Source organism: Pseudomonas sp. TE6288, assembly GCF_054062095.1.
This window is the reverse complement of sequence record NZ_JBSSEW010000029.1, coordinates 13,269-35,416: the sequence shown is the minus strand read 5'-3', so window position 1 is coordinate 35,416 and position 22,148 is coordinate 13,269. Positions and strand designations below refer to the sequence as shown.

The following is a 22,148-nucleotide window of genomic DNA, read 5'->3' as shown; positions in this document are numbered from 1 at the left end:
GTGAATAGCAAGGGCGATGCCAAAGTGCCCGCTTGAGGTGCACAGCCAATGTTTACAGGGTGTGAATGCCCCGGGACGGGGCGTAAAAGCCAGTAGGTAATGGCGGATTTCCGCCCGATGGCGGAAATCGTACAGGGCGGGTTGGCGGGAATCCGCCCAGCGCGTTTCCTGTAGGAGCGGCTTCAGCCGCGAAGCCAGCGACGCGGTGCATGGCAACGGCTGGGCCGGTGATCGCGGCTAAAGCCGCTCCTACAAGTCTTGCGCGATTTCAATCGAGCCGGAAAGCGATGCGGAACGCAGCCCCGCCCAATTCGGAGTCGCCCAGGCTCAACTCGGCGTCATAGCTGTCGATGATGTCCTTGACCACCGCCAGGCCGATCCCTTGTCCGGGGTGCTGGCGGTCCAGCCGCTCGCCGCGTTCGAGAATGCGCTCACGCTGGTCGGGCGGCACGCCCGGGCCGTCGTCCTCGATCCACAGTTCCAGTTGCCCCGGCGCTTCGCGTAGGCTGACCCGCACCTGCCCCAGGCACAACCGGTAGGCGTTCTCCAGCAGGTTGCCGAGCAGTTCAAGCAAGGCCCCCTGTTCCATCGGCACCCGCGCATCGGCCGGGAGATCGAAACCGACCTCGACGCGTTTGTCGCGATAGACCTTGGCCAAGGTGCTGCACAGGCTGTCGAGCAACGGCTTGAGCTCGACCTGGTGCTTTACCAGGCCACTCTTGCGCAGGCTGGCGCGCTGCAATTGGTAGTCGATCTGCTGGCTCATGCGCTCGATCTGGCTCTGCAGCACCCGCGCCTGCTCGCGGTCGCCCTGCTCCATGCTCTCGCCCACGCCCTGCAGCACCGCCAGCGGGGTCTTCAGGCTGTGGGCCAGGTCGTCGAGCGAGTCGCGGTAGCGCTGGCGCTGCTCGCGCTCGCTGCGCAGCAGGCGGTTGAGCGAGCCGGTCAGGCGCAGCAGTTCGCGTGGGTGCTCGCGACTCAGTCCATCCCTGGCGCCGCTCTCCACGTCGTCCAGCTCGGAGCTGAGCCGACGCAGCGAGCGCAGGCCCCAGGTCAGGCCGGCCCAGAGCAGCACCATCAGCGCCAGCAGCGCCGCGCCGAAGCCGAAGTAGAGTTTCTCGCGCAGGCCATTGAGGGTGTCCTGGTATTCGCGGACCGGTTGCAGGGCGACGATGCTGAACGCCGCGCTCTTGCCGCCAAGCAGCCTGACCTCGACGTCATAGACGAAGAACTCCTCGCCGTCGTCCTGGTGAATACGGGCGAATTCGTTGCCACGCCCGTCATAGCGCGGGTGGTAGTTGATGTTGCGGTTGCGCGTGGCCCGCGACTGCCACACCAGCTTGCCCTGGCGGTCGAAGATGTAGCCGAGCAAGCCTGTATACGGCAGGTTGAAGCGTTCGTCCGGCAGCAGCGCCGGCATCTGCAACTGGCCATGCTCGATGCGCGCGGCGGAAATCAGCGTGGTCACGTCCGAGGCCAGGCGCTGCTCGATGGACTCCTGCAACGCCAGGCTGAAGGCCTTCTGCAGCGCCGGCAGCAACGCCAGCATGAACAGCAGCGCCAGCAACGCCGCCGCCAGCATCAGGCGCACCCGCAGCGAACGGATCATCGGCAGCGCTCGGTGAACAGGTAGCCCAGGCCACGCACGGTATCGATCGGCTTGAAGCCGTTGTCGCCCTCGAGCTTGCGACGCAGGCGGCCGACCAGCACCTCGATGACGTTCGGGTCGCGCTCCTCGTCGTCCGGGTACAGCTGTTCCATCAACCGGTCCTTGGCCACCACCTGCTGGTGATGGCGCATGAGGTACTCGAGGATGCGGTATTCGTAGGCGGTCAGCGCCAGCGGTTGCTCGTCCAGGGTCGCCTGCTTGCGGTTGAGGTCGAGCACCAGCGGGCCGGCGGCGATGGTCGACTGGGTGAAGCCGCTGGAGCGGCGCAGCAAGGCGTTGAGGCGCGCCTCCAGCTCTTCGAACTGGAACGGCTTGACCACATAGTCGTCGGCGCCGGCGGCCAGGCCTTCGACCTTGTCCTGCCAGTTGCCGCGGGCGGTGAGGATCAGGATCGGGAAGGTCTGGCCAAGGTTGCGCAACTGACGGATCAGGTCCAGCCCGCTCATGCCCGGCAGGCCCAGGTCAATCACCGCCAGGTCATGGTTGTACTGCTCGGCCTGGTACAAGGCTTCCTCGGCGTTGGCCACCGCCTGCACCACATGGCCGCCCTCGCCGAGGCGGGTGAACAGGTGATGACGCAGCAGCGCCTCGTCCTCGACCACCAGCAATTTCATGCAGTTCTCCTTACTCGGGTTCGCCGGTTCGATTGCGCTCGCGGGGCAAGCCCGCTCCCACGCAGGCGCATGGGAGCGGGCTTGCCCCGCGCTGAGACCGGTACAGGATAACAGCGACCTCAGAACTTGTAGCTCGCCGCCAGGTAGGTCTGCGCGCTGCTGGTCAGGCGCAGGGTGCCGTCCTTCGGCCCGCCGTGGGCGCCGATCTCGGTGGCGGCGTTGCTGCGCAGGTAACGGTAGCCCATCTCCACCGAGGCCTTGTCGGTGATTTCCTGGATCACGCCGGCCTGCAGGCCCACGGCATAGCCGTAGTCGGTGTCGCGGCTGGCGCCCGGCGAGTCCTGGGTCAGCTTGGTCATGCCCAGGGTGCCGCCGCCGAACAGCTTGGTGGTATCGCCCACCGGCAGGAACAGGTCGTAGCTACCGAGCAGGTTTTCCTGGCGTAGCTTGACGCCGCTGTGGTCACCCGAGACATTGTCGTAGGTCATGTAGTAGCGGCCCTGGTCGTTGATCTTGCCCAGGCGCACGCCCCAGGTGCTGTCCTTGCCGATGATGCCGTCGGCGTTCAGGTTGTCGGTGTTGCGTTGCAGCAGGCCGGACTTGCGCACTTTGTCGCTGGTCTGGCCGTAGGTCAGGCTGGCGAAGTTGTCATCGGCCTGGGCGGCGGTGGTGAGGCCGGCGGCGCAAACCGCCATGGCGGCGATCAGGGTATTGAGCGTTTTCATGGTTCAGGTACTCCGGGTTGGATGCGTTGTTTCTGTCTGGGGACTAGAGTAGGGAGGGCGCCCTGAACCCCTGCTGAACCCGGCCTGAACCTGGGCTGAACGAACCGAACAAGGAGCTCGACCATGCGTACCCTGCTTGCACTGGCCCTGTTGTGCGGCGCCACCCTCGCCCAGGCGGCGGTGCAGACCCGCGAGATCCCCTACCAGGATACCGACGGCAATCGTCTGATCGGCTATTACGCCTACGACGACGCCGTCGAGGGCAAACGCCCGGGCGTGGTGGTGGTGCATGAATGGTGGGGGCTGAACGACTACGCCAAGCGCCGCGCCCGCGACCTCGCGGCGCTGGGCTACAACGCCCTGGCCATCGACATGTACGGCGATGGCAAGAACACCGAACACCCGCAGGATGCCCAGGCGTTCATGGCCGCGGCGATGAAGGACCCAGCGGCCGCCGCCCGGCGCTTCGATGCCGGGCTGGAGCTGCTGAAGATCCAGCCCAACACCAACAAGCACCAGCTGGCGGCCATCGGCTACTGCTTTGGCGGCAAGGTGGTGCTGGACGCGGCGCGCCGCGGTGAGAAGCTCGACGGCGTGGTGAGCTTCCATGGCGCGCTGGTGACCCAGACGCCGGCCAAGCCGGGGGTGGTCCGGGCCAGGATCCTGGTAGAGCATGGCGAGGCCGACAGCATGGTCACCCCGGAGCAGGTGGCGGCGTTCAAGGCGGAGATGGATGCGGCCAAGGCAGACTACAAGTTCGTCGGGATCCCGGGGGCCAAGCATGGCTTCACCAACCCGGATGCCGACCGCTTGAGCCATGGCGAGCATGGCGGGCCGGATATCGGCTATGACAAGGCGGCTGACGAGAGCTCGTGGAAGGATATGCAGGCGTTCCTGAAGGATGCGCTCGACTGATGATCGCCGGGGCCGCTTTGCGGCCCTTTCGCCGGCAAGCCGGCTCCCACAAAAGATGGCGACGCCCCCTGTGGGAGCCGGCTCGCCGGCGAAAGGGCTGCGCAGCAGCCCCAAAATCTGTGCTCCACCACCAGCCACCAGGCTGGCACAATACCCGCCATGAACAGACTCCCCACCTGCTGCGCCCCGCTCCAGCACCATTGGCCCCTGCCGCGCCCGGTCCCCGGCGCGGTGCTGGTCAGTTGTGCCTTCGACCCGGCCAAGCTCGCGCCCGATGACTACCAGCGCGCCGGCATCGAACAGACCGCCAGCCTGCAACGCTCGGTGGCCAAGCGCCAGGCCGAGTACCTGGCCGGTCGGGTCTGCGCCCGCGAGGCGCTACGGATACTCGACGGTCGTAGCTACGCTCCCGCCCCTCATGAAGACCGCTCGCCCATCTGGCCCGCCGGCATCCACGGCTCGATTACCCACGGCCAGGGCTGGGCCGCCGCCGTGGTGGCTACCGACGGCCAATGCCGCGGCCTGGGGCTGGACCAGGAAACCTTGCTCGGCGACGACCGCGCCGAACGCCTGGCCGTGGAGATTCTCACCCCTGCGGAGCTGGAACGCCTGGACCGCAGCCAACAGGCCCTGGCCGTGACCCTGACCTTCTCGCTCAAGGAAAGCCTGTTCAAGACGCTCTACCCGCTGACGAAAAAGCGCTTCTACTTCGAGCATGCCGAACTGCTGGAATGGTCCAGCGACGGCCACGCCCGCCTGCGCTTGCTCACCGACCTGTCGGCCGAGTGGCGCCACGGTGTCGAACTCGATGGCCAGTTCTGCCTGCAGGACGGCCACCTGCTCAGCCTGATCAGCGTTTAATCGCGTGGCTGCTCCCGCGGCCAGCTCAGGCTGAAACACGCCCCGCCCAGCTGCTCGCTGTGCCCGACCAGGGCGCGGCCGCCATGCCAGTAGATGATCCGCCGCACGATCGACAGCCCCAGGCCATGCCCGCCCGAGGCCCGGGTGCGGCTGTCGTCGAGGCGGGTGAAGGGGGTGAAGATCCGGTGCCACACGCCCTCGGGAATCCCGGGACCGTCGTCCTCCACATCAATGCGGCAACGTTGCTGTCCCAGGTGATAGCTCACGCGCACTTCGGACTCGGCATGGCGCATGGCATTGCGCACCAGGTTCTGCAGGGCCCGGTGCAGGTAGCGCGGCTCGGCCTCGACCCGGGCGTCGCCGCCGTCGAGCCCGTGGCATTCGCCGCGCACTACCCGCACCTCGGCGCGCAGCGGCGCCAGCTCCTCGATTACCCGCGCCAGCAGCTCGTCCAGGTCCACCACCTGGAAATGCAGGGCCGGCGCGCCCTGCTCCAGGCGGGCGTAGGTCAGCATCTCGTCGACCAGCTTGTCCAGGTCCTGGATATCGCCGTCCATGCCCGCCAGGTGCTTGGCCCGGGCAGCGTCGGTGCTGGCGCTCTCGATCATCTCCAGGCCAAAGCGCAGCCGCGCCACCGGCGTGCGCAACTCGTGGGACACCGCCCGCACCAGCTCGCGCTGCATGGTCAATGAACGTTGCAGGTGCTCGGCCATGCCATTGAAGGCCTCGGCCAGGCGCCCCACCGAGTCGGCATCGCCGGCCGGCACCCGGGTATCGAGGCTGCCCTGGGCGATGCGCGTGGCCGCCACCTCCAGGCCCGACACTCGCCGCTCCAGCTGGCGCACCAGCAGGTAGACCACCAGGCCGATCAGGCACAAGCCGAGAAAGGCGATGAGGATCAGCAACTGCGGCGGATAGGGGTTGAGCTGATACAGAGGGCCGATCTCCAGCACCCAGGGCGAGCCGGACAGCCCCGAGAACACGCGGATCGAATCGCCATCCCTGCCCAGGGCCATCACCGTGTCGCCCTCCTCCACCCGGCGACGCTGGTCGTCGTCCAGGGCGGCGCGCTCGATGCGCTGCAGGGCGATGTCGAAGCCGAAGCCCTTGCTCTGGCGCAGCTGCGCCAGGCGCGCCTGCTGCTCGGTCACCGGGTAGCGCACCAGCTCGTCGGCCAACAGGTAAAGGGTGGCGCGGGCCAGCTGCTCGCTGATCTGCTTGACCTCAGCCACCAGCACCAGGTCCTCGTGGCCGACCCGGCGCAGCACCCGGGCAGCATGCGGGCCGGTTTTCTCCACCACCACCAGGTCGCGGTACAGGCGCGCCCGCTGCCCACCGTCGAGGGTGAACGCCGACAGCGGCTGCAGGTCCAGCGGCACGCCAAGCAGGCGCTCCCAGATCACCAGCGAACGGGTGCGCTCCACCGCGTTCTGCTGCGCCAGGTTGTCGGCCATCAGGCTGAAGGTGCCCTGGGCCAGGCGCTCGCGGTGCTGGCCGGCGCGAATCTCGTTGAGCAGGTGCAGGCTCAGCACACCAAGCACGGCCACCAGCACCAGCACCGCGAGCATGCCGCCGTAGATGCGCAGGAAGATCGAGTTCATGGCGCCTCGCCGACGAACAGGTAGCCTTTGCTGCGCAGGGTCTTGATCAGCCGCGGGGTGATCGGGTCGTCGCCGATCTTGGGGCGGATCTTGGAGATGCGCACATCGATGGAGCGGTCCTGGCCGTCGTAGCCGACGCCGCGCAGCGAGGTGAAGATCTCCTCGCGGGACAGCACGCGCCCGGCGTTGCTGGCCAGCAGCCAAAGCAGGTCGAATTCGGCGCCGGTCAGCTCGACCAGCTGGCCATGCAGGCGCGCCTCGCGCTGGCGGCTGTCTATATGCAGAGGGCCGAAGGTCAGGTCCTGGCGGCGCTCCGGGGCGTCGCTGCGGCGCAGCAGGGCGTTGATACGCGCCAGCAGCACGCGCGGGCGCACCGGTTTGCATACGTAGTCGTCGGCGCCCAGGTCCAGGCCCTGGACCTGGTCGAGCTCGTCGCTGCGGGCGGTGAGCATGAGGATGGGGCCGGCGTACTGGCCGCGCACGCGGCGGCAGATGCTCAGGCCGTCTTCGCCGGGCAGCATCAGGTCGAGGATCACCAGGTCCGGCTGGCTGTCGATGATACGCCGCGCGGCGCGGCCACCGTCGCCCTCCACCGCCACTTCGAACCCGTTGGCCTGGAGGTATTCGGCAGTCAGTTCGGCCAGGCGCTGGTCGTCCTCGACGATCAGGATGCGGTTGATTGGCTGGTCCATGGCCTCCCCCTTGTGTGCTGGTCTTTTATTGTTGTTTTGCGTTGTCCGCAGCGGCCTCATCGCCGGCAAGCCGGCTCCCACAAAAGCCGCGCCGTACCTGTGGGAGCCGGCTTGCCGGCGATGAGGCCGGTGCAGGCAATGTAAATGCCTGATCCTACGGGTATTCCCTTTCACCAAAGCGCAACATCAGCCCCGGATACTACGTCCCGCCCCCACCCCTGCCAACCACCGCAAACAGCCCTCGACTGAACCGTTTTTTGTGATAGGGTGCGCGCCCTAAAAAATCTTCGCGGCGGCTTAGCACAGGCAAAAAATAGTGCAAACCTCTTGGGACAAGGCCTACAGCGAATACCCACGGATGACTCACAAAGTACCCACAAGTTATCCACAGGCGCCGACCTTGCAAAGCCCCCTGGACCGCATTATCTTGTATCCCTATCGCAACGAACCACTAGATATTGGGTTTTGCGCAAAATCACAAACACAAGTCAACAGGCAAATTCAAGCGAATTTTCTGGCTGAACTTAAGGTGATTTCAACAGCCAAACCGCTCCTGCGGAGGGCGACCGAGGCAAGCCGCAGACGGCCTTGTTCGGGTATGAGTGTTGCAGGCAAGGCCCGCACTCATCAGCAACAGATTTTGGGTACGCCCAGAACCTTTGACTTCGGCCAGGGAGCGGCAGGTTACTGCCCCTAATTCCTGAGTCTGTCCCGAAGTCGGTAAGCCCGAGCGGGCGGATGCGTGTGCTTCACGCGCATCCCCGCCCGGGCCATCGAGCAAGTGGACGGAACGGTGGCGCCCGACAACGGCGCCTGAACAAACTAGAAACTGTGGAGACACCCACCCATGCAAACCGACACAACTCGCGAGAACCCGCAGGCCAAGGCGCCTCAGGCCGCCGATTCGAACCAGGATCTGGCCGCCACCGCCCCTGGCCAACTGCGCGTGATCAAGCGTAACGGCACTGTCGTCCCCTACACCGACGACAAGATCACCGTTGCCATCACCAAGGCGTTCCTCGCAGTTGAAGGCGGCACCGCCGCCGCCTCGTCGCGCATCCACGACACCGTCGCGCGCCTGACCGAGCAGGTCACCGCCACGTTCAAGCGTCGCATGCCATCGGGTGGCACCATCCACATCGAAGAGATCCAGGACCAGGTCGAACTGGCCCTGATGCGCGCCGGCGAGCAGAAAGTCGCCCGCGACTACGTGATCTACCGCGACCAGCGTGCAAAAGAGCGCGCCACCCGCAGCAACGCCGACGCCGTGGTCGAGCCGCACCCAAGCATCCGCATCACCCTCGCCGACGGCAGCCTGGCGCCGCTGGACATGGCGCGCCTGAACACCATCATCAGCGAAGCCTGCGAAGGCCTGGCCGAAGTCGATGGCGAGCTGATCCAGCGCGAAACCCTGAAGAACCTGTACGACGGCGTCGCCCTGAAGGACGTCAACACCGCCCTGGTGATGACCGCCCGTACCCTGGTCGAGCGTGAGCCGAACTACTCGTTCGTCACCGCCCGCCTGCTGATGGACACCCTGCGTGCCGAAGGCCTGGGCTTCCTGAACGTCGCCGACAGCGCCACCCACCACGAGATGGCCGACCTGTACGCCAAGGCCCTGCCGGCCTACGTCGAGAAAGGCGTCGAGTTCGAACTGCTCGACCCAGCCCTGAAAGGCTACGACCTGGAGCGCATGGGCAAGGCGATCAACCACGAGCGCGACCAGCAGTTCACCTACCTGGGCCTGCAGACCCTGTACGACCGCTACTTCATCCACAAGGATGGCGTGCGCTTCGAGCTGCCGCAGGTGTTCTTCATGCGCGTGGCCATGGGCCTGGCGCTGGAAGAGAAAGACAAAGAAGCCCGTGCGATCGAGTTCTACAACCTGCTGTCGTCCTTCGACTACATGGCCTCGACCCCGACCCTGTTCAACGCCGGCACCCTGCGCCCGCAGCTGTCGAGCTGCTACCTGACCACCGTGCCGGACGACCTGTCGGGCATCTACCACGCGATCCACGACAACGCCATGCTGTCGAAATTCGCCGGTGGCCTGGGCAACGACTGGACTCCGGTGCGTGCACTGGGCTCGTACATCAAGGGCACCAACGGCAAGTCGCAAGGCGTCGTGCCGTTCCTGAAAGTGGTCAACGACACCGCCGTCGCCGTGAACCAGGGTGGCAAGCGCAAGGGCGCCGTGTGTGCCTACCTGGAAACTTGGCACCTCGACATCGAAGAGTTCATCGAGCTGCGCAAGAACACCGGTGATGACCGCCGTCGTACCCACGACATGAACACCGCCAACTGGATCCCTGACCTGTTCATGAAGCGCGTCTTCGATGACGGCAAGTGGACCCTGTTCTCGCCATCGGAAGTGCCTGATCTGCACGACCTGACCGGCAAGGCCTTCGAAGAGCGCTACGAGTACTACGAAGCCCTGACCGAGTACAACAAGATCAAGGTATTCAAGACCATCCAGGCCAAAGACCTGTGGCGCAAGATGCTGTCGATGCTGTTCGAGACCGGCCACCCGTGGCTGACCTTCAAGGACCCGTGCAACCTGCGCAGCCCGCAGCAGCACGTGGGCGTGGTCCACAGCTCGAACCTGTGCACCGAGATCACCCTGAACACCAACAAGGACGAGATCGCGGTCTGCAACCTGGGCTCGATCAACCTGCCGAACCACATTGTCGATGGCAAGCTGGACACCGCCAAGCTGCAACGCACCGTGAACACCGCCGTGCGCATGCTCGACAACGTGATCGACATCAACTACTACTCGGTGCCGCAAGCGCGTAACTCGAACTTCAAGCACCGCCCGGTCGGCCTGGGGATCATGGGCTTCCAGGACGCGCTGTACCTGCAGCACATCCCGTACGGCTCCGATGCTGCCGTCGAGTTCGCCGACAAGTCGATGGAAGCGGTCAGCTACTACGCGATCCAGGCTTCCTGCGACCTGGCCGACGAGCGCGGCGCCTACGAGACCTTCCAGGGTTCGCTGTGGTCCAAGGGCATCCTGCCGCTGGATTCTCAACAGATCCTGATCGAGGCCCGTGGCCAGAAGTACATCGACGTCGACCTGACCGAGAGCCTGGACTGGGCACCGGTGCGCGAGCGCGTACAAAAAGGTATTCGTAACTCGAACATCATGGCCATTGCGCCGACCGCGACCATCGCCAACATCACCGGCGTGTCGCAGTCCATCGAGCCGACCTACCAGAACCTGTACGTGAAATCGAACCTGTCGGGCGAATTCACCGTGATCAACCCGTACCTGGTCCGCGACCTGAAGGCCCGCGGCCTGTGGGACTCGGTGATGATCAACGACCTGAAGTACTACGACGGTTCCGTGCAGCAGATCGAGCGTATCCCGCAAGAGCTGAAAGACCTGTACGCCACCGCGTTCGAAGTCGAGACCAAGTGGATCGTCGATGCCGCCTCCCGTCGCCAGAAGTGGATCGACCAGGCCCAGTCGCTGAACCTGTACATCGCCGGCGCTTCGGGCAAGAAGCTGGACGTGACCTACCGCATGGCCTGGTACCGTGGTCTGAAGACCACCTACTACCTCCGTGCCCTGGCCGCGACCAGCACCGAGAAGTCGACCATCAACACCGGCAAGCTCAACGCCGTGTCGAGCGGCGGCGACAGCGCCCCGGTCCAGGCCGCGGGCCCAGCCCCGGTACCGAAGGCCTGCGCCATCGACGAGCCGGATTGCGAAGCCTGCCAATAAGGTAAACACGGGGCGATAGAAGGCTACTTCTCTCGCCCCGTTTTGTAAGAAGTGCTTTTTTCAGGCAATAAAAAGCCCGATGCAGTTGCAGCTGCATCGGGCTCGAATCTCCCATGAGCAAGCGCATCGCTCAAAGGGAGGCTAGATCCTACAGATCTAAAGTGAGCGCGGATCTTCGTGCCTGTCAGGACTAGTGTCAAGTGATGCTCATCAGATTGGAGATACCTATGTCCAAGAAGCCATCATCTAGCGGCCAGAAAATCGGTCGTGACGCGGACAACGGTCGTTTCACCACAGTCGAAAAGGCTCGTCAGAACCCCAAGACTCATGTGGTTGAGACCGTGAAGAAATCGAAGTAAATGCAGAAAAAGCCGGGAGAGCAATACTCCCGGCTTCTGTCGATGAAAGAGGCCCACAAGCTCCCAAAGCCCCATGCGGCCGAGTCGTTGGGCAATCCGTGTAACTAGCCTGCTGATTGTGGGAGCGACCTTGTGTCGCCAAAGGGTTGCGCAACGGCCCCTGCAATTTCAGCGGCGACTTCGTTGCCCCCTACACCCACATTGAAAAAAACCGGAGCTGTTGCTCCAGTTTTTTATGCCTGATTTTCGTCTCCGCGTATCCATTCCCTCGCTTCATTGAGTCAAACCCCCTTCGCTCCATCCCCGTTCGTCAATCGGTTTGCTGATGCTGACCGCCTGTAGCTCCGTTTCCATGCGGCGTTAAGGCCCATCCTCTTGATTCAGGGCAAGCTCGGCTTCGATTTCGCTCTTGTCCCTTCCCCCTCAAAACTATATCGTGTGCTTCGGAACAAGACACAACACCATATAGGCGAATTTAGCCGCTCTGACGTCTTGACAAACTCATCGAAGGTTACCGGGTCTCTTGCCCAAAAAAGAGATCGGAGACACGACATGAAAGCCCCCGAATTGCTGTTTTCCGGTACAATACCGCCCCTCAAAAAGCGGCTCAAAATTCTGATCGCTTGCGATGGTCGGTCCCTGCCTCCGGATGCCTTTCGCGGCCGGTGCGCCAACGAAGCCTGTGATTGCTGATCACCAAGCTCATGGCCATTCAAACCAAAATTCGAAACCTTGTAGGACACCTCGTGAGCCGAGGCGGATCCTACGTGGTCTCTAGCAGTATCACTTCATCTTAAATTTTTTACGGTCGCCCCCATGCGACCCACAAGCGGAGCCAAAACACCATGCTGAGCTGGGACGAATTCGACAAGGACGAAAACGAAGTCACCACTAAAGGCCCAGGTAGCACTCAAGCCAGCCAGCCAGGTATGGACAAGCTCGACAGCGCCGGCGGTGCCGCCGCCCTGGAAGCCCGCGCCGCCACCGCCGCCGACTCCGACGCCGTCAAGCGCGCCAAGGCTGCCCTGGACGCCCTGGACATCGCCGAAGGCCTGGCCGAGCTGGAAGGCTCCTCGGCCCGCGTCGCCGTTGACGAAAAGCGCATGATCAACTGCCGCGCCGACCTCAACCAGCTGGTCCCGTTCAAGTACGACTGGGCCTGGCAGAAGTACCTCGACGGCTGCGCCAACCACTGGATGCCGCAAGAGGTCAACATGACCGCCGACATCGCCCTGTGGAAGAGCATGGACGGCCTGACCGAAGACGAGCGCCGCATCGTGATGCGCAACCTCGGCTTCTTCTCCACCGCCGACTCGCTGGTTGCCAACAACTTGGCCCTGGCCGTGTACCGCCTGATCACCAACCCCGAGTGCCGCCAGTACATCCTGCGCCAGGCCTTCGAAGAGGCGATCCACACCCACGCCTACCAGTACTGCATCGAGTCGCTGGGCATGGATGAAGGCGAGATCTTCAACATGTACCACGAGATCCCATCGGTCGCGAAGAAAGCCGCCTGGGGCCTGAAGTACACCCGCGCCATCTCGGACCCGGAGTTCAACACCGGCACCGTCGAGACCGACAAAGAGCTGCTGCGCAACCTGATCGCCTACTACTGCGTACTGGAAGGCATCTTCTTCTACTGCGGCTTCACCCAGATCCTGTCGATGGGCCGCCGCAACAAGATGACCGGCGTCGCCGAGCAGTTCCAGTACATCCTGCGCGACGAGTCCATGCACCTGAACTTCGGCATCGACGTGATCAACCAGATCAAGATCGAGAACCCGCACCTGTGGGATGCCGCGATGAAGGAAGAGGCTACCCAGATGATTCTGCAGGGTACCCAGCTGGAGATCGAATACGCCCGTGACACCATGCCACGCGGCGTGCTGGGCATGAACGCCGCGATGATGGAGGATTACCTCAAGTTCATTGCCAACCGTCGACTGACCCAGATTGGTCTGAAGGAAGAGTATCCGGGGACTACCAACCCGTTCCCTTGGATGAGCGAGATCATGGACTTGAAGAAGGAGAAGAACTTCTTTGAGACTCGGGTTATTGAGTATCAAACCGGTGGTGCTCTGAGCTGGGACTAATAGATAAAACTCAAACGCCCTAATCATTAGGGCGTTTTTTAACGGGCAACGGAATGACAAAAATTTATTACGTGGAACAAGTATTTGTTCCTGGTGGAATGCCGAAACACACTTACGTCAACCGTGCAGGTAGGGAACTGGAAAAGCGCCTGCAAAAAGTCACAAGAAATCTATGCAAGCTTGTGACGCTTACCGGACCAACTAAATCCGGAAAAACGGTTCTGACGAACAAGTTATTCCCACGCTCCGCAGATGAATGCATCTGGATCGACGGTGGGTCAATAGGAAAAGAAGACGATTTCTGGCATTGCATAATTGACGCAACCGACTCTTACACCAATCATGAAGTATCAGAATCAGCAGAAGACGGCAGCACTATAAATGGAGATGCCAGTCTGGAACTGAGTATTCCTTTCATTTCAAAAGGACAAGGAAAAGTAGGCGCCAGCGTTACTGATAAAAAAACTTCTGCCGCAAAATCATCTCGTAACCTCTCACCTAGAGCTGCAGCAATCGCAGCTTTACGAGCCTCACAAAAAACCCTTGTAATAGATGACTTTCACTATCTAGACAGAGATTTTCAAGGTAGCGTTGTTCGTGCGCTGAAGCCTCTAGTATTTGACGGCCTTCCGGTTGTAGCCATAGCTATTCCTCATCGCCGATATGACGCGGTGAAAGTTGAAAAAGAAATGACTCTTCGCGTAGAGCCAATTCCTGTCCCATCGTGGTCTAAAGATGAGCTAACAGAAATCCCCGGCATCGGCTTTCCATTGTTAAACATTGAAATAGCCCCTTCCATATCTGAGAGGATGGCTAATGAGGCATATGGAAGCCCTCATTTGATGCAGGAATTTTGTTCAGAACTTTCAAGCCAACACGGCATCGAAGAAACTCAAAAAACCAAATTAAAAATCAACTCCCTAGACGATATAATTTTTAAACAAATCGCTGAAAAAACAGGGAAGGTTATTTTCGAAAAATTAGCTAAAGGCCCACGACAGCGATCAGATCGCAAACCTCGCCCCTTGACCGGTGGGGGAACCGCAGACATCTATAAGGTAGTACTTTTGGCGCTAGCAAAATTAGCCCCAGGAATGCAAAAAGTTGAATATGAGGTCCTTCGTTCAGCTATTAAAGAAATTTTAGTCACAGAAGTACCTCAAGCCCACGAAGTTTCCCGAGTCTTGGAAAAGATGTCTGAGATTGCCTCAAATGATGAAGCCTCTACTCCTGTAATCGATTGGGTTAAAGGTGATCAGGAGCTGTATATCACAGACCCTTTCTTCGCATTCTTCCTAAAGTGGGGCACGATGGAAGATTAATATTAATTCTCGGAAATGGACTACACCTCTAGCTATTGGCTTAAAGCGAGCTTTGCGATAGGTTGTCGTCGGCGCCTAAGAAACGCCTAACACGGCGGTCCACCCGCTCCCGACAGATGCGGCTTTTTTGTGCCTGTGGTTTACTGCTGCGCGCAAAATGCACTCCGTTATGTCGGGAGTGGGCTAATACAAGACCCGCAAGGGGAATACGTCCGGCCTGCCGTGTAGGTTTCTTAGCTCCCGACACCCCAGCCTTAAGAAAGCTGACCGCGCACGGAGGTAAAGGAAATGCCTATCGAGTTGAACATTCGCAGGCCCCACGCACATGCGTCCCGCCTGCTCCAAACCCTCAGGACTAGGGAGGTCAGCCATGACTGATCTCCACGACTCCACCCTATTCACCCGCCACAACCGCCCCCTCCACACCCTCTGGCTCGAATCCCAGGCCTGGTTCTGCGCCCACGAACTCGGCCGGATGACCGGGCGCTTCTTCGACGAACACTGCATCCGCAAGCTCGACCCGGACCAGCACCGCACCCTGCAACTGCTGCGCTACGGCCAGTACGGCGAAACCACCATGGTCAGCGAGTCCGGGGCCTATACCCTGCTGGCCCATCATCACATTCCGGAAAACCGCCACCTGCGCCACTGGCTGACCCATGAGGTGGTGGCGGTGCTGCGCGATGGGCAGGACTCGGCGCTGGAAGACCTGCCGCGCCTGGGCAGGATGTGCTGGCCGGGTGGGCATACGGCGAGTCTGTTGTATTGGCAGAGTGAGCCTTGGGTACGGATGCGGGATATGCCGGTGGTGATGGCGGCGGAGGTACCCGTGGTGGTGCCCGAGCGGCGCAAGCTGAGCTGGAAGGAATGTGCGCAGCGGGCGTTGCGGTTGCATGGGGTGGGAGATTGACCAGCGGGAGGCATCAACCCAGGCCGTTGAGAAGGCAAGCGTGTCGGTAGCGCAGGCGATTGCCAGCCACATTCGGTATCTGGCACGAGGCAAGCCGTTCACTATTCAACACTTCACTAAGTTCGGATCACGCTCCGCCGTGGACAAGGCTCTGGCCCGCCTTGTCCGGGCGGGCGCCTTGGAACGCGTGGCGCGAGGTGTGTACATACGCCCAAAGAGCAGCCCCTATGTGGGCAAGGTGCGACCGGGACCTGTCACCGTGATGATGGCAATGGCCAGGGCACGTGGCGAAATCATCCAAGTGCATGGGGCCGAAGCGGTTCGATGGTTCAGGCTCAGCACGCAGGTTCAGATGCGGCCGATGTACTACACCAGTGGCTCCAGTCGTGATCTACGGGTGGGTGATGCGGTCGTCCATCTGCGGCATGTATCAACGGATAAGCTGCAATGTGCAGGTAGTCAGGCCGGCTTGGCGCTGTGTGCGCTTTTCTATATCGGCAGGCGCGAACTGACGGGCGCGATGGTTCAGACGATTCTGTCCAGGCTCGATACCGGGGAGGCAGAGAGATTGATGCGCTGCAGGATGCCTCGGTGGATGCGCAAGATGGTGGATAGGGCGTATGGACAGGTAACGCCCGCCTCAGCCCGAGGAAAGGGCTGAAACGAGCTGTGCGCATTGCTGAAAGGGCCGCGCAGGGGATGGCACCGGTTTCGTTGGTGTCTGCCCGTCAGTACAGGCAACGACGATGACCTTACCGTCCCAATCGCGGGGCAAGCCCGCTCCCACGCCCTCATCTGCTCACTATGGACTTAGTGAGCAACCTCCAACGGCATCCGGTACTCAATCACCCCCGGCTTCTCGGCAATCCAGTCATACAACCGCTGCGCAGTCTTGTTGGTCTCTTGGGTATGCCAGTACAACCGGTCGCACCGCTGCTGCCCAGCCTGGTCCTGGACGAACTCGATCAGCCGCTTGCCGATCATCCTCCCCCGCGCATTCGGCGACACGAACAGGTCTTCCAGGTAACAGAAATCATTGCGCCCCCAGGTCGAGCGGTGGAACACATAGTGAACGAAGCCGAAGATTTGCTCGCCGTCCGTGGCCACGGCGCAGTGCATGGGCTCGGCCGGGTCGAAGAAGCGGGCCCAGGTGCGCTCGGTGATGGTTTGGCCCAGGTCCACTTGGTAGAAGGCCTGATATTGCGCCCAGTAGTCGGACCATGGCTGCAGGTCGGCTTGCTTCACTTCGCGTACGAAAACGGGCAGTTGGGTGGTGGTCATTGTTCAAACCCCTTTTGGACAACACAGCTGAATGAGTGAGGGGGCCGGCCTGTCCGCAGCGCTTGCCTTCCTTGGTGATTGCTTGCGGACCTGGGTTTTATAGCGGATAAATGGCTGGTTTTTACCTGCCAATTATTCGGTAGTTACCAGACCATTTTCAGGGGCGCGATCCGTCCCAGGATAGGCAGGCATCTGTCGAATCCACCCGCCAAGGACCCAGGCCAATGTTCAAACACGCCCAGCTGGAATCGGTAAAAGCCTGGCTAACGGATCCCGCCCATGGCGCACTGGCGCGGCACGTGCGCATCCAGCGGGCCATCCGCCAATTGATCCTTGAGGGTGCCCTGCCGGTCGGCAAGCCGCTGCCGGCATCGCGGTCGCTGGCAAGTTCGCTGGGGGTTTCAAGGGATACCGTGGAGTCGGCCTACAGCCAGTTGCACGCCGAGGGTTTTATCGAACGGCGCGTGGGCAGCGGCAGCTTCGTGTCGCAACGGGCCCGCTGCCTGCCGTCGCGCAAGCGCCAGCGGCCGGCACACAGCGAAGCCCCGGTGCAGTTGAGTCGCCGAGGTGAAGCGCTATTGCACAGCGGTGGCGTCCACAACTTCCAGTCGCCCCGCCCCTTCGCCCCGGGCGTGGCGGAAACCCGGCATTTCCCCCTGGCCGTCTGGGAGAAGCTGGAGCGGCAGGTGTACAAGGAATACGGCACCCGTGCCCTGGAACACAGCGAGCCACAGGGTATGCTCGCCTTGCGCAGTGCAATCGCCGACTACCTCAACCTCGAACGCGGCGCGCAGGCATCCGCTGACCGCATCCTGATCCTCACCAGCTCGCAGCAGGCCCTGAGCCTGTGCGCCCAGGTGCTCATGGACGCAGGCGACCGGGTGCTGGTCGAAGACCCGCTGTACCAGGGCACCCGCAAGGCCATCAGCGCCGCCGGGCTGCAAGGCGTACCGGTGCCGGTGGACGCGCACGGCCTGCAGGTGGATGGCATGGCCCAGCGGGCGCCGGATGCACGGGCGCTGTTCCTCACGCCTTCGCACCAATACCCGACCGGCGCCACCCTGTCGCTGGACCGGCGCCTGCGGGCCATCGACTGGGCGCGCCAGCAGCAGGCGTGGATCATCGAGGACGACTACGACAGCGAATTCCACTACGCCGGCCGCCCCACCGCCTGCGTGCAGGGCCTGGATTCGCACGCGCGCACGCTGTACATCGGCACCTTCACCAAGTCGCTGGGCGCCGGGCTGCGCATCGGCTACCTGCTGCTGCCGCCCCAGCTCGTCGCGCCAATGACCGCCGCGCGAACGTTGCAGGATGGCCACAACGCGTCCGTCGCCCAGCTGACCCTGGCCCGGTTCATGGAAGACGGCCACTTCAACGCCCATGTGCGGGCCATGCGCAGCCTCTATGCCGAGCGACGCGACGTGCTGGCAGACCTGGTGCAGCGGCACCTGGGGGCGTTCCTGCGCCCGCAAGTGCCGGTGGGTGGGCTGCAGATGCCCTGCCATTTCGTTCAGGACTTGGCGGAAGACGCTGTGGTCAGGGCGGCACGCGGGGCGGGGATCGATCTGCTGGGGCTGGGCAGCTTGTATGCGCAGCCGAGGAACGATGCCGGCTTGCTGATGGGGTTTGCGGCACTGACGCCTGCTGAGATGAGGGAGGCGGTGGTGAAACTGGGGAAGGTGCTGGCAGGTTTGGTCACTTCGGGACGCTCGATTCGGTAGCCAGTTCTGCGCGAAACGAAATGTGGTAAACCAAACGCTGAAAACCGCCGCGAACACCAGGATCGGACAACGCCTATAATTCTTGGCGGAAAACCTAAAATACACACTTAACGCCTAGAAAATTAGGCTTTATTCAGTAGCGAATTGCCCTTTTAAGCGCACTATACAAAGCCTAGAATCAGAGGCATTCAGGTCAATAACGGCGTTTTAAGCATAGGATCCTAGGCGTTATGAAAGCCATATCAATGACTGACGACGCTATCGCCAACGAGATCGGCCAACGCATTGAGGCTATCCGCCTGAAGCGTAATATTGGCCAGGACATCGTCGCCCATGAAGCCGGGATTTCCCGGGAGACCTACCGCAAGCTCACGGCAGGCAAAGGCACCCTGGTGAACGTGATTGCCGTCCTGCGAGTGCTGGGAGAGCTTGATCGTCTCGCCTCCCTCATCGAGGACGTCAGGACCAGCCCCGTACAACTGGCAAAAATGCAGGGCAAGCAGCGGATGCGGGCGACCGTCACACGGGCTACACCTTCGGCGCCTGAACACGGAATCAGGACGCCTATCGGCAAGCCCACGCTCATTGGTGCCCCGAAACCCGACAAGGATGACAGCTGGTGATTGCACGGATCTATCTCTGGGATGTGTATGTAGGCGCGCTCAACTGGAACACGCAGACCCAGACCGGGGAGTTCGAATACACCCCCGAGTTCGTCAGGACGGGCCTTGAGATCTCGCCGGTCCATATGCCGTTGCGCCAGGACTACACCTACGTGTTCCAGGGGCTGGACCGCGAAACCTTCAAGGGCCTGCCCTCGATCCTCGCCGACTCCCTGCCCGATGATTTCGGCAACGCGCTGATCGATGCCTGGCTGGCCCAGCAGGGGCGTGACAAGGCAACGTTTACCCCGGTCGAGCGCCTGCTGTACCAGGGCAAGCGCGGCATGGGCGCCCTGGAGTATCGCCCGGCGATGGCCACCGAGCGGGACAAGGGGGAGAGCATCCATATCGATGCACTGGTGCGCCTGGCCAGCGAGGTGTTGTCCGAACGCGAGTCGATCGCCGAGCGCCTGGATGCCAAGGACCCATCGCTGGACGACGGCGCCCTGCAGCACCTCATCCAGATCGGTACCAGCGCGGGCGGCGCCCGGGCCAAGGCGGTGATCGCCATGAATGCCGAAGGCGAGATCCGTTCGGGGCAGGTCACCGCGCCGCCGGGCTTCGAGTACTGGTTGCTCAAGTTCGATGTGGCCAAGGACTCGACCGTGCTGGCTGACTCACAAGGCTACGGGCGCATCGAGTACGCCTACCACCTCATGGCCAAGGCGGCCGGCATCACCATGACCGAGTGCCGATTGCTGGAGGAAGGTGGACGCGCTCACTTCATGACCCGACGCTTCGACCGCACGGCCGAAGGTGAAAAGATCCACGTCGCGACCTTGTGCGCACTCGACCACGCCGACTTCCGCAAGCCTGGCCAATACTCCTATGCCGAGGCCTTCGGGGTGATGCGCGCGCTGCGGATTTCCCGCGACGGCGCCGAACAGTTCTACCGCCGCATGGTGTTCAACCTGGTGGCACGTAACCAGGACGACCACACCAAGAACACGGCCTTCATGATGGACACCGACGGCACCTGGTACCTCACGCCGGCGTATGACGTGTCCTATTCCTACCTGCCTGGAAGCTTCTGGGTCGATAGCCACCAGATGACCGTGAACGGCAAACGCGACGACTTCACCCTCGACGATTTGCTGAGCGTGGCCAGCCAGGTCAGGGGGATGGATGCACGAGGGATCATCAAGGAAGTCTGTGAAGCCGTCGCACAGTGGCCGCGTTTTGCCAGAGAGGCCGGTGTACCCGCCACCGCCAGTAAGCGGATCGGCGAAGTTCATCGCCTGTACCTTGGAGAGGGGCTGTGAACGAAGATCGTCTGCGATCCCCTTAAGGCATTAAGCAGGTAGGCTCGCCCACGCCACAAATCGGCATCTAAAGTGCCAGACAGGAAATCCTGTCGAACGTGGTCATGGGCGAGTTAATAATTAAGCCTAGCGCGGATTTCCAACGCTGCAAACGCAGGACCGAGCGCCGCTCCTCGCTAGCCGCCAGAGCTGTATTGAAAAACCCAGCCCCCCTGTATCTATTGCCGTCTCTCCCTTCCCTCCACCATCCCTTCCACACTCCCCCGGATGGCTAAAGGAACCCGCATCATGGCTGCCCTGCTGCTGCAAATGTCCCCCATAGGCCTGGTGATCACCCTGATCCTGCTGCTGCGCCGCCCACCCGTGCAGGCCGCGCTGGCTGGCGTGGCCGGTGTCCTGCTGCTGTGGGGCCTGGGCGTCGCGCAGCCGCTGTCGACGGCGGTGTCCGGCGCGATCCTGCAAGACACGCTGATCCTGTTTCTCAGCACCACCGGCGTGATCGTCCCGGGCCTGGCCTTTGCCATTCTGGTCGAGCGCGCCGGCGCCCCGCAGGCTATCGGGGCCTGGGTACGGGAGCTGGGCTGGACGCCACCGATGCAGGTGATCTTCATTGTCCTGGGCCTGGCGCCGCTGCTGGAAGCGATGACCGGGTTCGGGGTGTCGCTGATCGCTACCGTGCCATTGCTGATGGGGCTGTTTTGGCGCCAAACGGGCATGAAGATGGCGTTGGGAGGGATGGCGGTGATGCCGTGGGGCACCCTTGGGCTGGCCACGGTGATCGGCGCGCTGCTGGCCCATGTACCGGCGCAGGAACTGGGCAGCCATTCGGCGCTGGTCAGCGCACCGGTGTTTCTCTGCCTAGCCGCCGTGGCACTGGCCTTGGCGGGGATCCGCAGCCTCAAGGCATGGCTAGGGCTGGCGGCGATCTCGCTGCTGTTCAGCACAGTGCTGTATACGGCCAACCGCTGGATCGGGCCCGAGGCTTCGGGGGTGCTGGCCGGGCTGGCGGTGGCCTGCACGGGCCTGGCGCTGTCCTGGGCGCGGCGAGGAACCTTGGTGCACTGGCCACGGGCAGCGTGGCCGTACCTGGCGTTGCTGGGGGTGATCGTCGCCTCGCGTGGGCTGTTCCTGGTCTCGGGCTGGGACGGCGGGTGGGTGGTGCACGGCGCCAATGTGGCGTGGAAGCCACTGGCCTCGCCGGGGCTGGCGCTGCTGCTGGTGGTGCTGGCGATGGCCGCGCGCCAGGGCGGCGGCTTCCCGTGGCGGGCACTGTTCACCCGCGCACGGTTTCCGGTGGCGACGATCTTCCTGTTCCTGCTGCTCTCCCAGGTGATGGTCAAGGCGGGCTTCCTGGTCGAGGCGCAACGGGCCTTGCAGTCGCTGTCCGGCGTATCGCTGGCCGCGACGGTGTCGTTGCTGGCAGGGCTGGCCGGCTATGTCACCAGCTCCAATGTCGGCGGTACCACCTTGGTGATGCCCGCCATCGCGGCATTGTCCGACAGCCATGGTGCGTGGCTGGCCGCCATGGCCAACAGTGCCGCCGGGCACGGCGCGCTGGGCTCGTTGTCGATCCTGGCGCTGATCATCGGGCTGGCCGGTGCCAACCGCGACGAGGAACACGGGCTGATCCGCTTCGGTTTTGCCCTGGTCGTGCTGAACATTGTCATCGTGGCTGCAACCGGCGTGGTTTTGCTCTACCTTTCGGGGGCCTGAACCTGACGCCACAAAGAG

At 62.5% G+C, this 22,148-nt stretch carries 17 protein-coding genes; 11 read left to right on the top strand and 6 right to left on the bottom strand.

Annotated elements, in window-relative coordinates:
- Positions 1-268 precede the first annotated feature (268 nt).
- The 3 genes from ACVWY1_RS23975 to ACVWY1_RS23965 form a co-directional block, all read right to left on the bottom strand.
- The gene (locus ACVWY1_RS23975) at positions 269-1,609 is read right to left on the bottom strand and encodes an ATP-binding protein (protein ID WP_457378843.1); all 1,341 of its coding nucleotides are present in this window, start codon (positions 1,607-1,609) and stop codon (positions 269-271) included.
- Positions 1,606-2,283, bottom strand: a complete 678-nt coding sequence (locus ACVWY1_RS23970) for a response regulator (protein WP_023632177.1) — start codon at positions 2,281-2,283, stop codon at positions 1,606-1,608. The genes ACVWY1_RS23975 and ACVWY1_RS23970 overlap by 4 nt, the downstream gene beginning before the upstream one ends.
- Before the next feature lie 119 nt (positions 2,284-2,402).
- Complete coding sequence (locus tag ACVWY1_RS23965; RefSeq protein ID WP_102683608.1) at positions 2,403-3,008, bottom strand: outer membrane beta-barrel protein; 606 nt, start codon at positions 3,006-3,008, stop codon at positions 2,403-2,405.
- A gap of 123 nt (positions 3,009-3,131) precedes the next feature.
- On the opposite strand from ACVWY1_RS23965, the gene ACVWY1_RS23960 reads away from it, so the two are divergent.
- The gene (locus ACVWY1_RS23960; RefSeq protein ID WP_457378842.1) at positions 3,132-3,923 is read left to right on the top strand and encodes a dienelactone hydrolase family protein; all 792 of its coding nucleotides are present in this window, start codon (positions 3,132-3,134) and stop codon (positions 3,921-3,923) included.
- A 159-nt stretch (positions 3,924-4,082) separates the two neighbouring features.
- The gene (locus ACVWY1_RS23955) at positions 4,083-4,784 is read left to right on the top strand and encodes a 4'-phosphopantetheinyl transferase family protein (RefSeq protein ID WP_457378841.1); all 702 of its coding nucleotides are present in this window, start codon (positions 4,083-4,085) and stop codon (positions 4,782-4,784) included.
- On the opposite strand, the gene ACVWY1_RS23950 is transcribed toward ACVWY1_RS23955, so the two are convergent.
- Positions 4,781-6,385: an ATP-binding protein gene (locus ACVWY1_RS23950; protein WP_457378840.1), complete on the bottom strand. Its 1,605-nt coding sequence runs from the start codon at positions 6,383-6,385 to the stop codon at positions 4,781-4,783. The two genes, ACVWY1_RS23955 and ACVWY1_RS23950, sit on opposite strands and share 4 nt — an antisense overlap.
- Entirely contained in the window at positions 6,382-7,077 is a 696-nt protein-coding gene (locus tag ACVWY1_RS23945; RefSeq protein WP_102683604.1) for a response regulator transcription factor, read from the bottom strand. The genes ACVWY1_RS23950 and ACVWY1_RS23945 overlap by 4 nt, the downstream gene beginning before the upstream one ends.
- 847 nt (positions 7,078-7,924) lie before the next feature.
- Here ACVWY1_RS23945 and ACVWY1_RS23940 point away from each other — a divergent pair.
- The 5 genes from ACVWY1_RS23940 (at position 7,925) to ACVWY1_RS23920 (ending at position 16,149) form a co-directional block, all read left to right on the top strand.
- Positions 7,925-10,804 carry a ribonucleoside-diphosphate reductase subunit alpha gene (locus ACVWY1_RS23940; RefSeq protein WP_139673606.1) on the top strand — a complete coding sequence of 960 codons (2,880 nt, stop codon included), beginning with the start codon at positions 7,925-7,927 and terminating at the stop codon, positions 10,802-10,804.
- 1,204 nt (positions 10,805-12,008) lie between these two features.
- Positions 12,009-13,256 carry a ribonucleotide-diphosphate reductase subunit beta gene (locus ACVWY1_RS23935; RefSeq protein ID WP_457340565.1) on the top strand — a complete coding sequence of 416 codons (1,248 nt, stop codon included), beginning with the start codon at positions 12,009-12,011 and terminating at the stop codon, positions 13,254-13,256.
- A gap of 71 nt (positions 13,257-13,327) precedes the next feature.
- On the top strand, positions 13,328-14,578 hold the full coding sequence (locus ACVWY1_RS23930) for a hypothetical protein (RefSeq protein WP_457378839.1): 1,251 nt from the start codon (positions 13,328-13,330) through the stop codon (positions 14,576-14,578).
- A gap of 370 nt (positions 14,579-14,948) precedes the next feature.
- Positions 14,949-15,488 carry a BRO-N domain-containing protein gene (locus tag ACVWY1_RS23925; protein ID WP_457378838.1) on the top strand — a complete coding sequence of 180 codons (540 nt, stop codon included), beginning with the start codon at positions 14,949-14,951 and terminating at the stop codon, positions 15,486-15,488.
- A gap of 40 nt (positions 15,489-15,528) precedes the next feature.
- Positions 15,529-16,149, top strand: coding sequence for a DUF6088 family protein (locus ACVWY1_RS23920; RefSeq protein ID WP_457378837.1), 621 nt, complete (start codon positions 15,529-15,531; stop codon positions 16,147-16,149).
- Positions 16,150-16,298: 149 nt separating this feature from the next.
- Here the strand turns inward: ACVWY1_RS23920 and ACVWY1_RS23915 are convergent, their stop codons facing one another.
- Positions 16,299-16,769, bottom strand: a complete 471-nt coding sequence (locus ACVWY1_RS23915; protein WP_457378836.1) for an N-acetyltransferase family protein — start codon at positions 16,767-16,769, stop codon at positions 16,299-16,301.
- Positions 16,770-16,993: 224 nt separating this feature from the next.
- On the opposite strand from ACVWY1_RS23915, the gene pdxR reads away from it, so the two are divergent.
- From pdxR to ACVWY1_RS23895, 4 genes are all read left to right on the top strand, one after another.
- Positions 16,994-18,493: a MocR-like pyridoxine biosynthesis transcription factor PdxR gene (pdxR, locus tag ACVWY1_RS23910; RefSeq protein ID WP_457378835.1), complete on the top strand. Its 1,500-nt coding sequence runs from the start codon at positions 16,994-16,996 to the stop codon at positions 18,491-18,493.
- A 245-nt stretch (positions 18,494-18,738) separates the two neighbouring features.
- Entirely contained in the window at positions 18,739-19,116 is a 378-nt protein-coding gene (locus ACVWY1_RS23905; protein ID WP_177431934.1) for a helix-turn-helix domain-containing protein, read from the top strand.
- On the top strand, positions 19,113-20,417 hold the full coding sequence (locus ACVWY1_RS23900) for a type II toxin-antitoxin system HipA family toxin (RefSeq protein WP_102685186.1): 1,305 nt from the start codon (positions 19,113-19,115) through the stop codon (positions 20,415-20,417). Before ACVWY1_RS23905 ends, ACVWY1_RS23900 begins: the two co-directional genes overlap by 4 nt.
- Positions 20,418-20,705: 288 nt before the next feature.
- Complete coding sequence (locus ACVWY1_RS23895; RefSeq protein WP_457378834.1) at positions 20,706-22,130, top strand: transporter; 1,425 nt, start codon at positions 20,706-20,708, stop codon at positions 22,128-22,130.
- Positions 22,131-22,148: the final 18 nt, after the last annotated feature.

Bases quoted from the DNA above. Each gene is read 5' to 3' on its own strand.
- ACVWY1_RS23975 (WP_457378843.1), bottom strand. From the start codon at position 1,609: ATGATCCGTTCGCTGCGGGTGCGCCTGATGCTGGCGGCGGCGTTGCTG.
- ACVWY1_RS23915 (WP_457378836.1), bottom strand. From the start codon at position 16,769: ATGACCACCACCCAACTGCCCGTTTTCGTACGCGAAGTGAAGCAAGCC.
- ACVWY1_RS23950 (WP_457378840.1), bottom strand. From the start codon at position 6,385: ATGAACTCGATCTTCCTGCGCATCTACGGCGGCATGCTCGCGGTGCTG.
- ACVWY1_RS23945 (WP_102683604.1), bottom strand. From the start codon at position 7,077: ATGGACCAGCCAATCAACCGCATCCTGATCGTCGAGGACGACCAGCGC.
- ACVWY1_RS23960 (WP_457378842.1), top strand. From the start codon at position 3,132: ATGCGTACCCTGCTTGCACTGGCCCTGTTGTGCGGCGCCACCCTCGCC.
- ACVWY1_RS23925 (WP_457378838.1), top strand. From the start codon at position 14,949: ATGACTGATCTCCACGACTCCACCCTATTCACCCGCCACAACCGCCCC.
- ACVWY1_RS23955 (WP_457378841.1), top strand. From the start codon at position 4,083: ATGAACAGACTCCCCACCTGCTGCGCCCCGCTCCAGCACCATTGGCCC.
- ACVWY1_RS23970 (WP_023632177.1), bottom strand. From the start codon at position 2,283: ATGAAATTGCTGGTGGTCGAGGACGAGGCGCTGCTGCGTCATCACCTG.
- ACVWY1_RS23905 (WP_177431934.1), top strand. From the start codon at position 18,739: ATGACTGACGACGCTATCGCCAACGAGATCGGCCAACGCATTGAGGCT.
- pdxR (WP_457378835.1), top strand. From the start codon at position 16,994: ATGTTCAAACACGCCCAGCTGGAATCGGTAAAAGCCTGGCTAACGGAT.
- ACVWY1_RS23965 (WP_102683608.1), bottom strand. From the start codon at position 3,008: ATGAAAACGCTCAATACCCTGATCGCCGCCATGGCGGTTTGCGCCGCC.
- ACVWY1_RS23935 (WP_457340565.1), top strand. From the start codon at position 12,009: ATGCTGAGCTGGGACGAATTCGACAAGGACGAAAACGAAGTCACCACT.
- ACVWY1_RS23895 (WP_457378834.1), top strand. From the start codon at position 20,706: ATGGCTGCCCTGCTGCTGCAAATGTCCCCCATAGGCCTGGTGATCACC.
- ACVWY1_RS23940 (WP_139673606.1), top strand. From the start codon at position 7,925: ATGCAAACCGACACAACTCGCGAGAACCCGCAGGCCAAGGCGCCTCAG.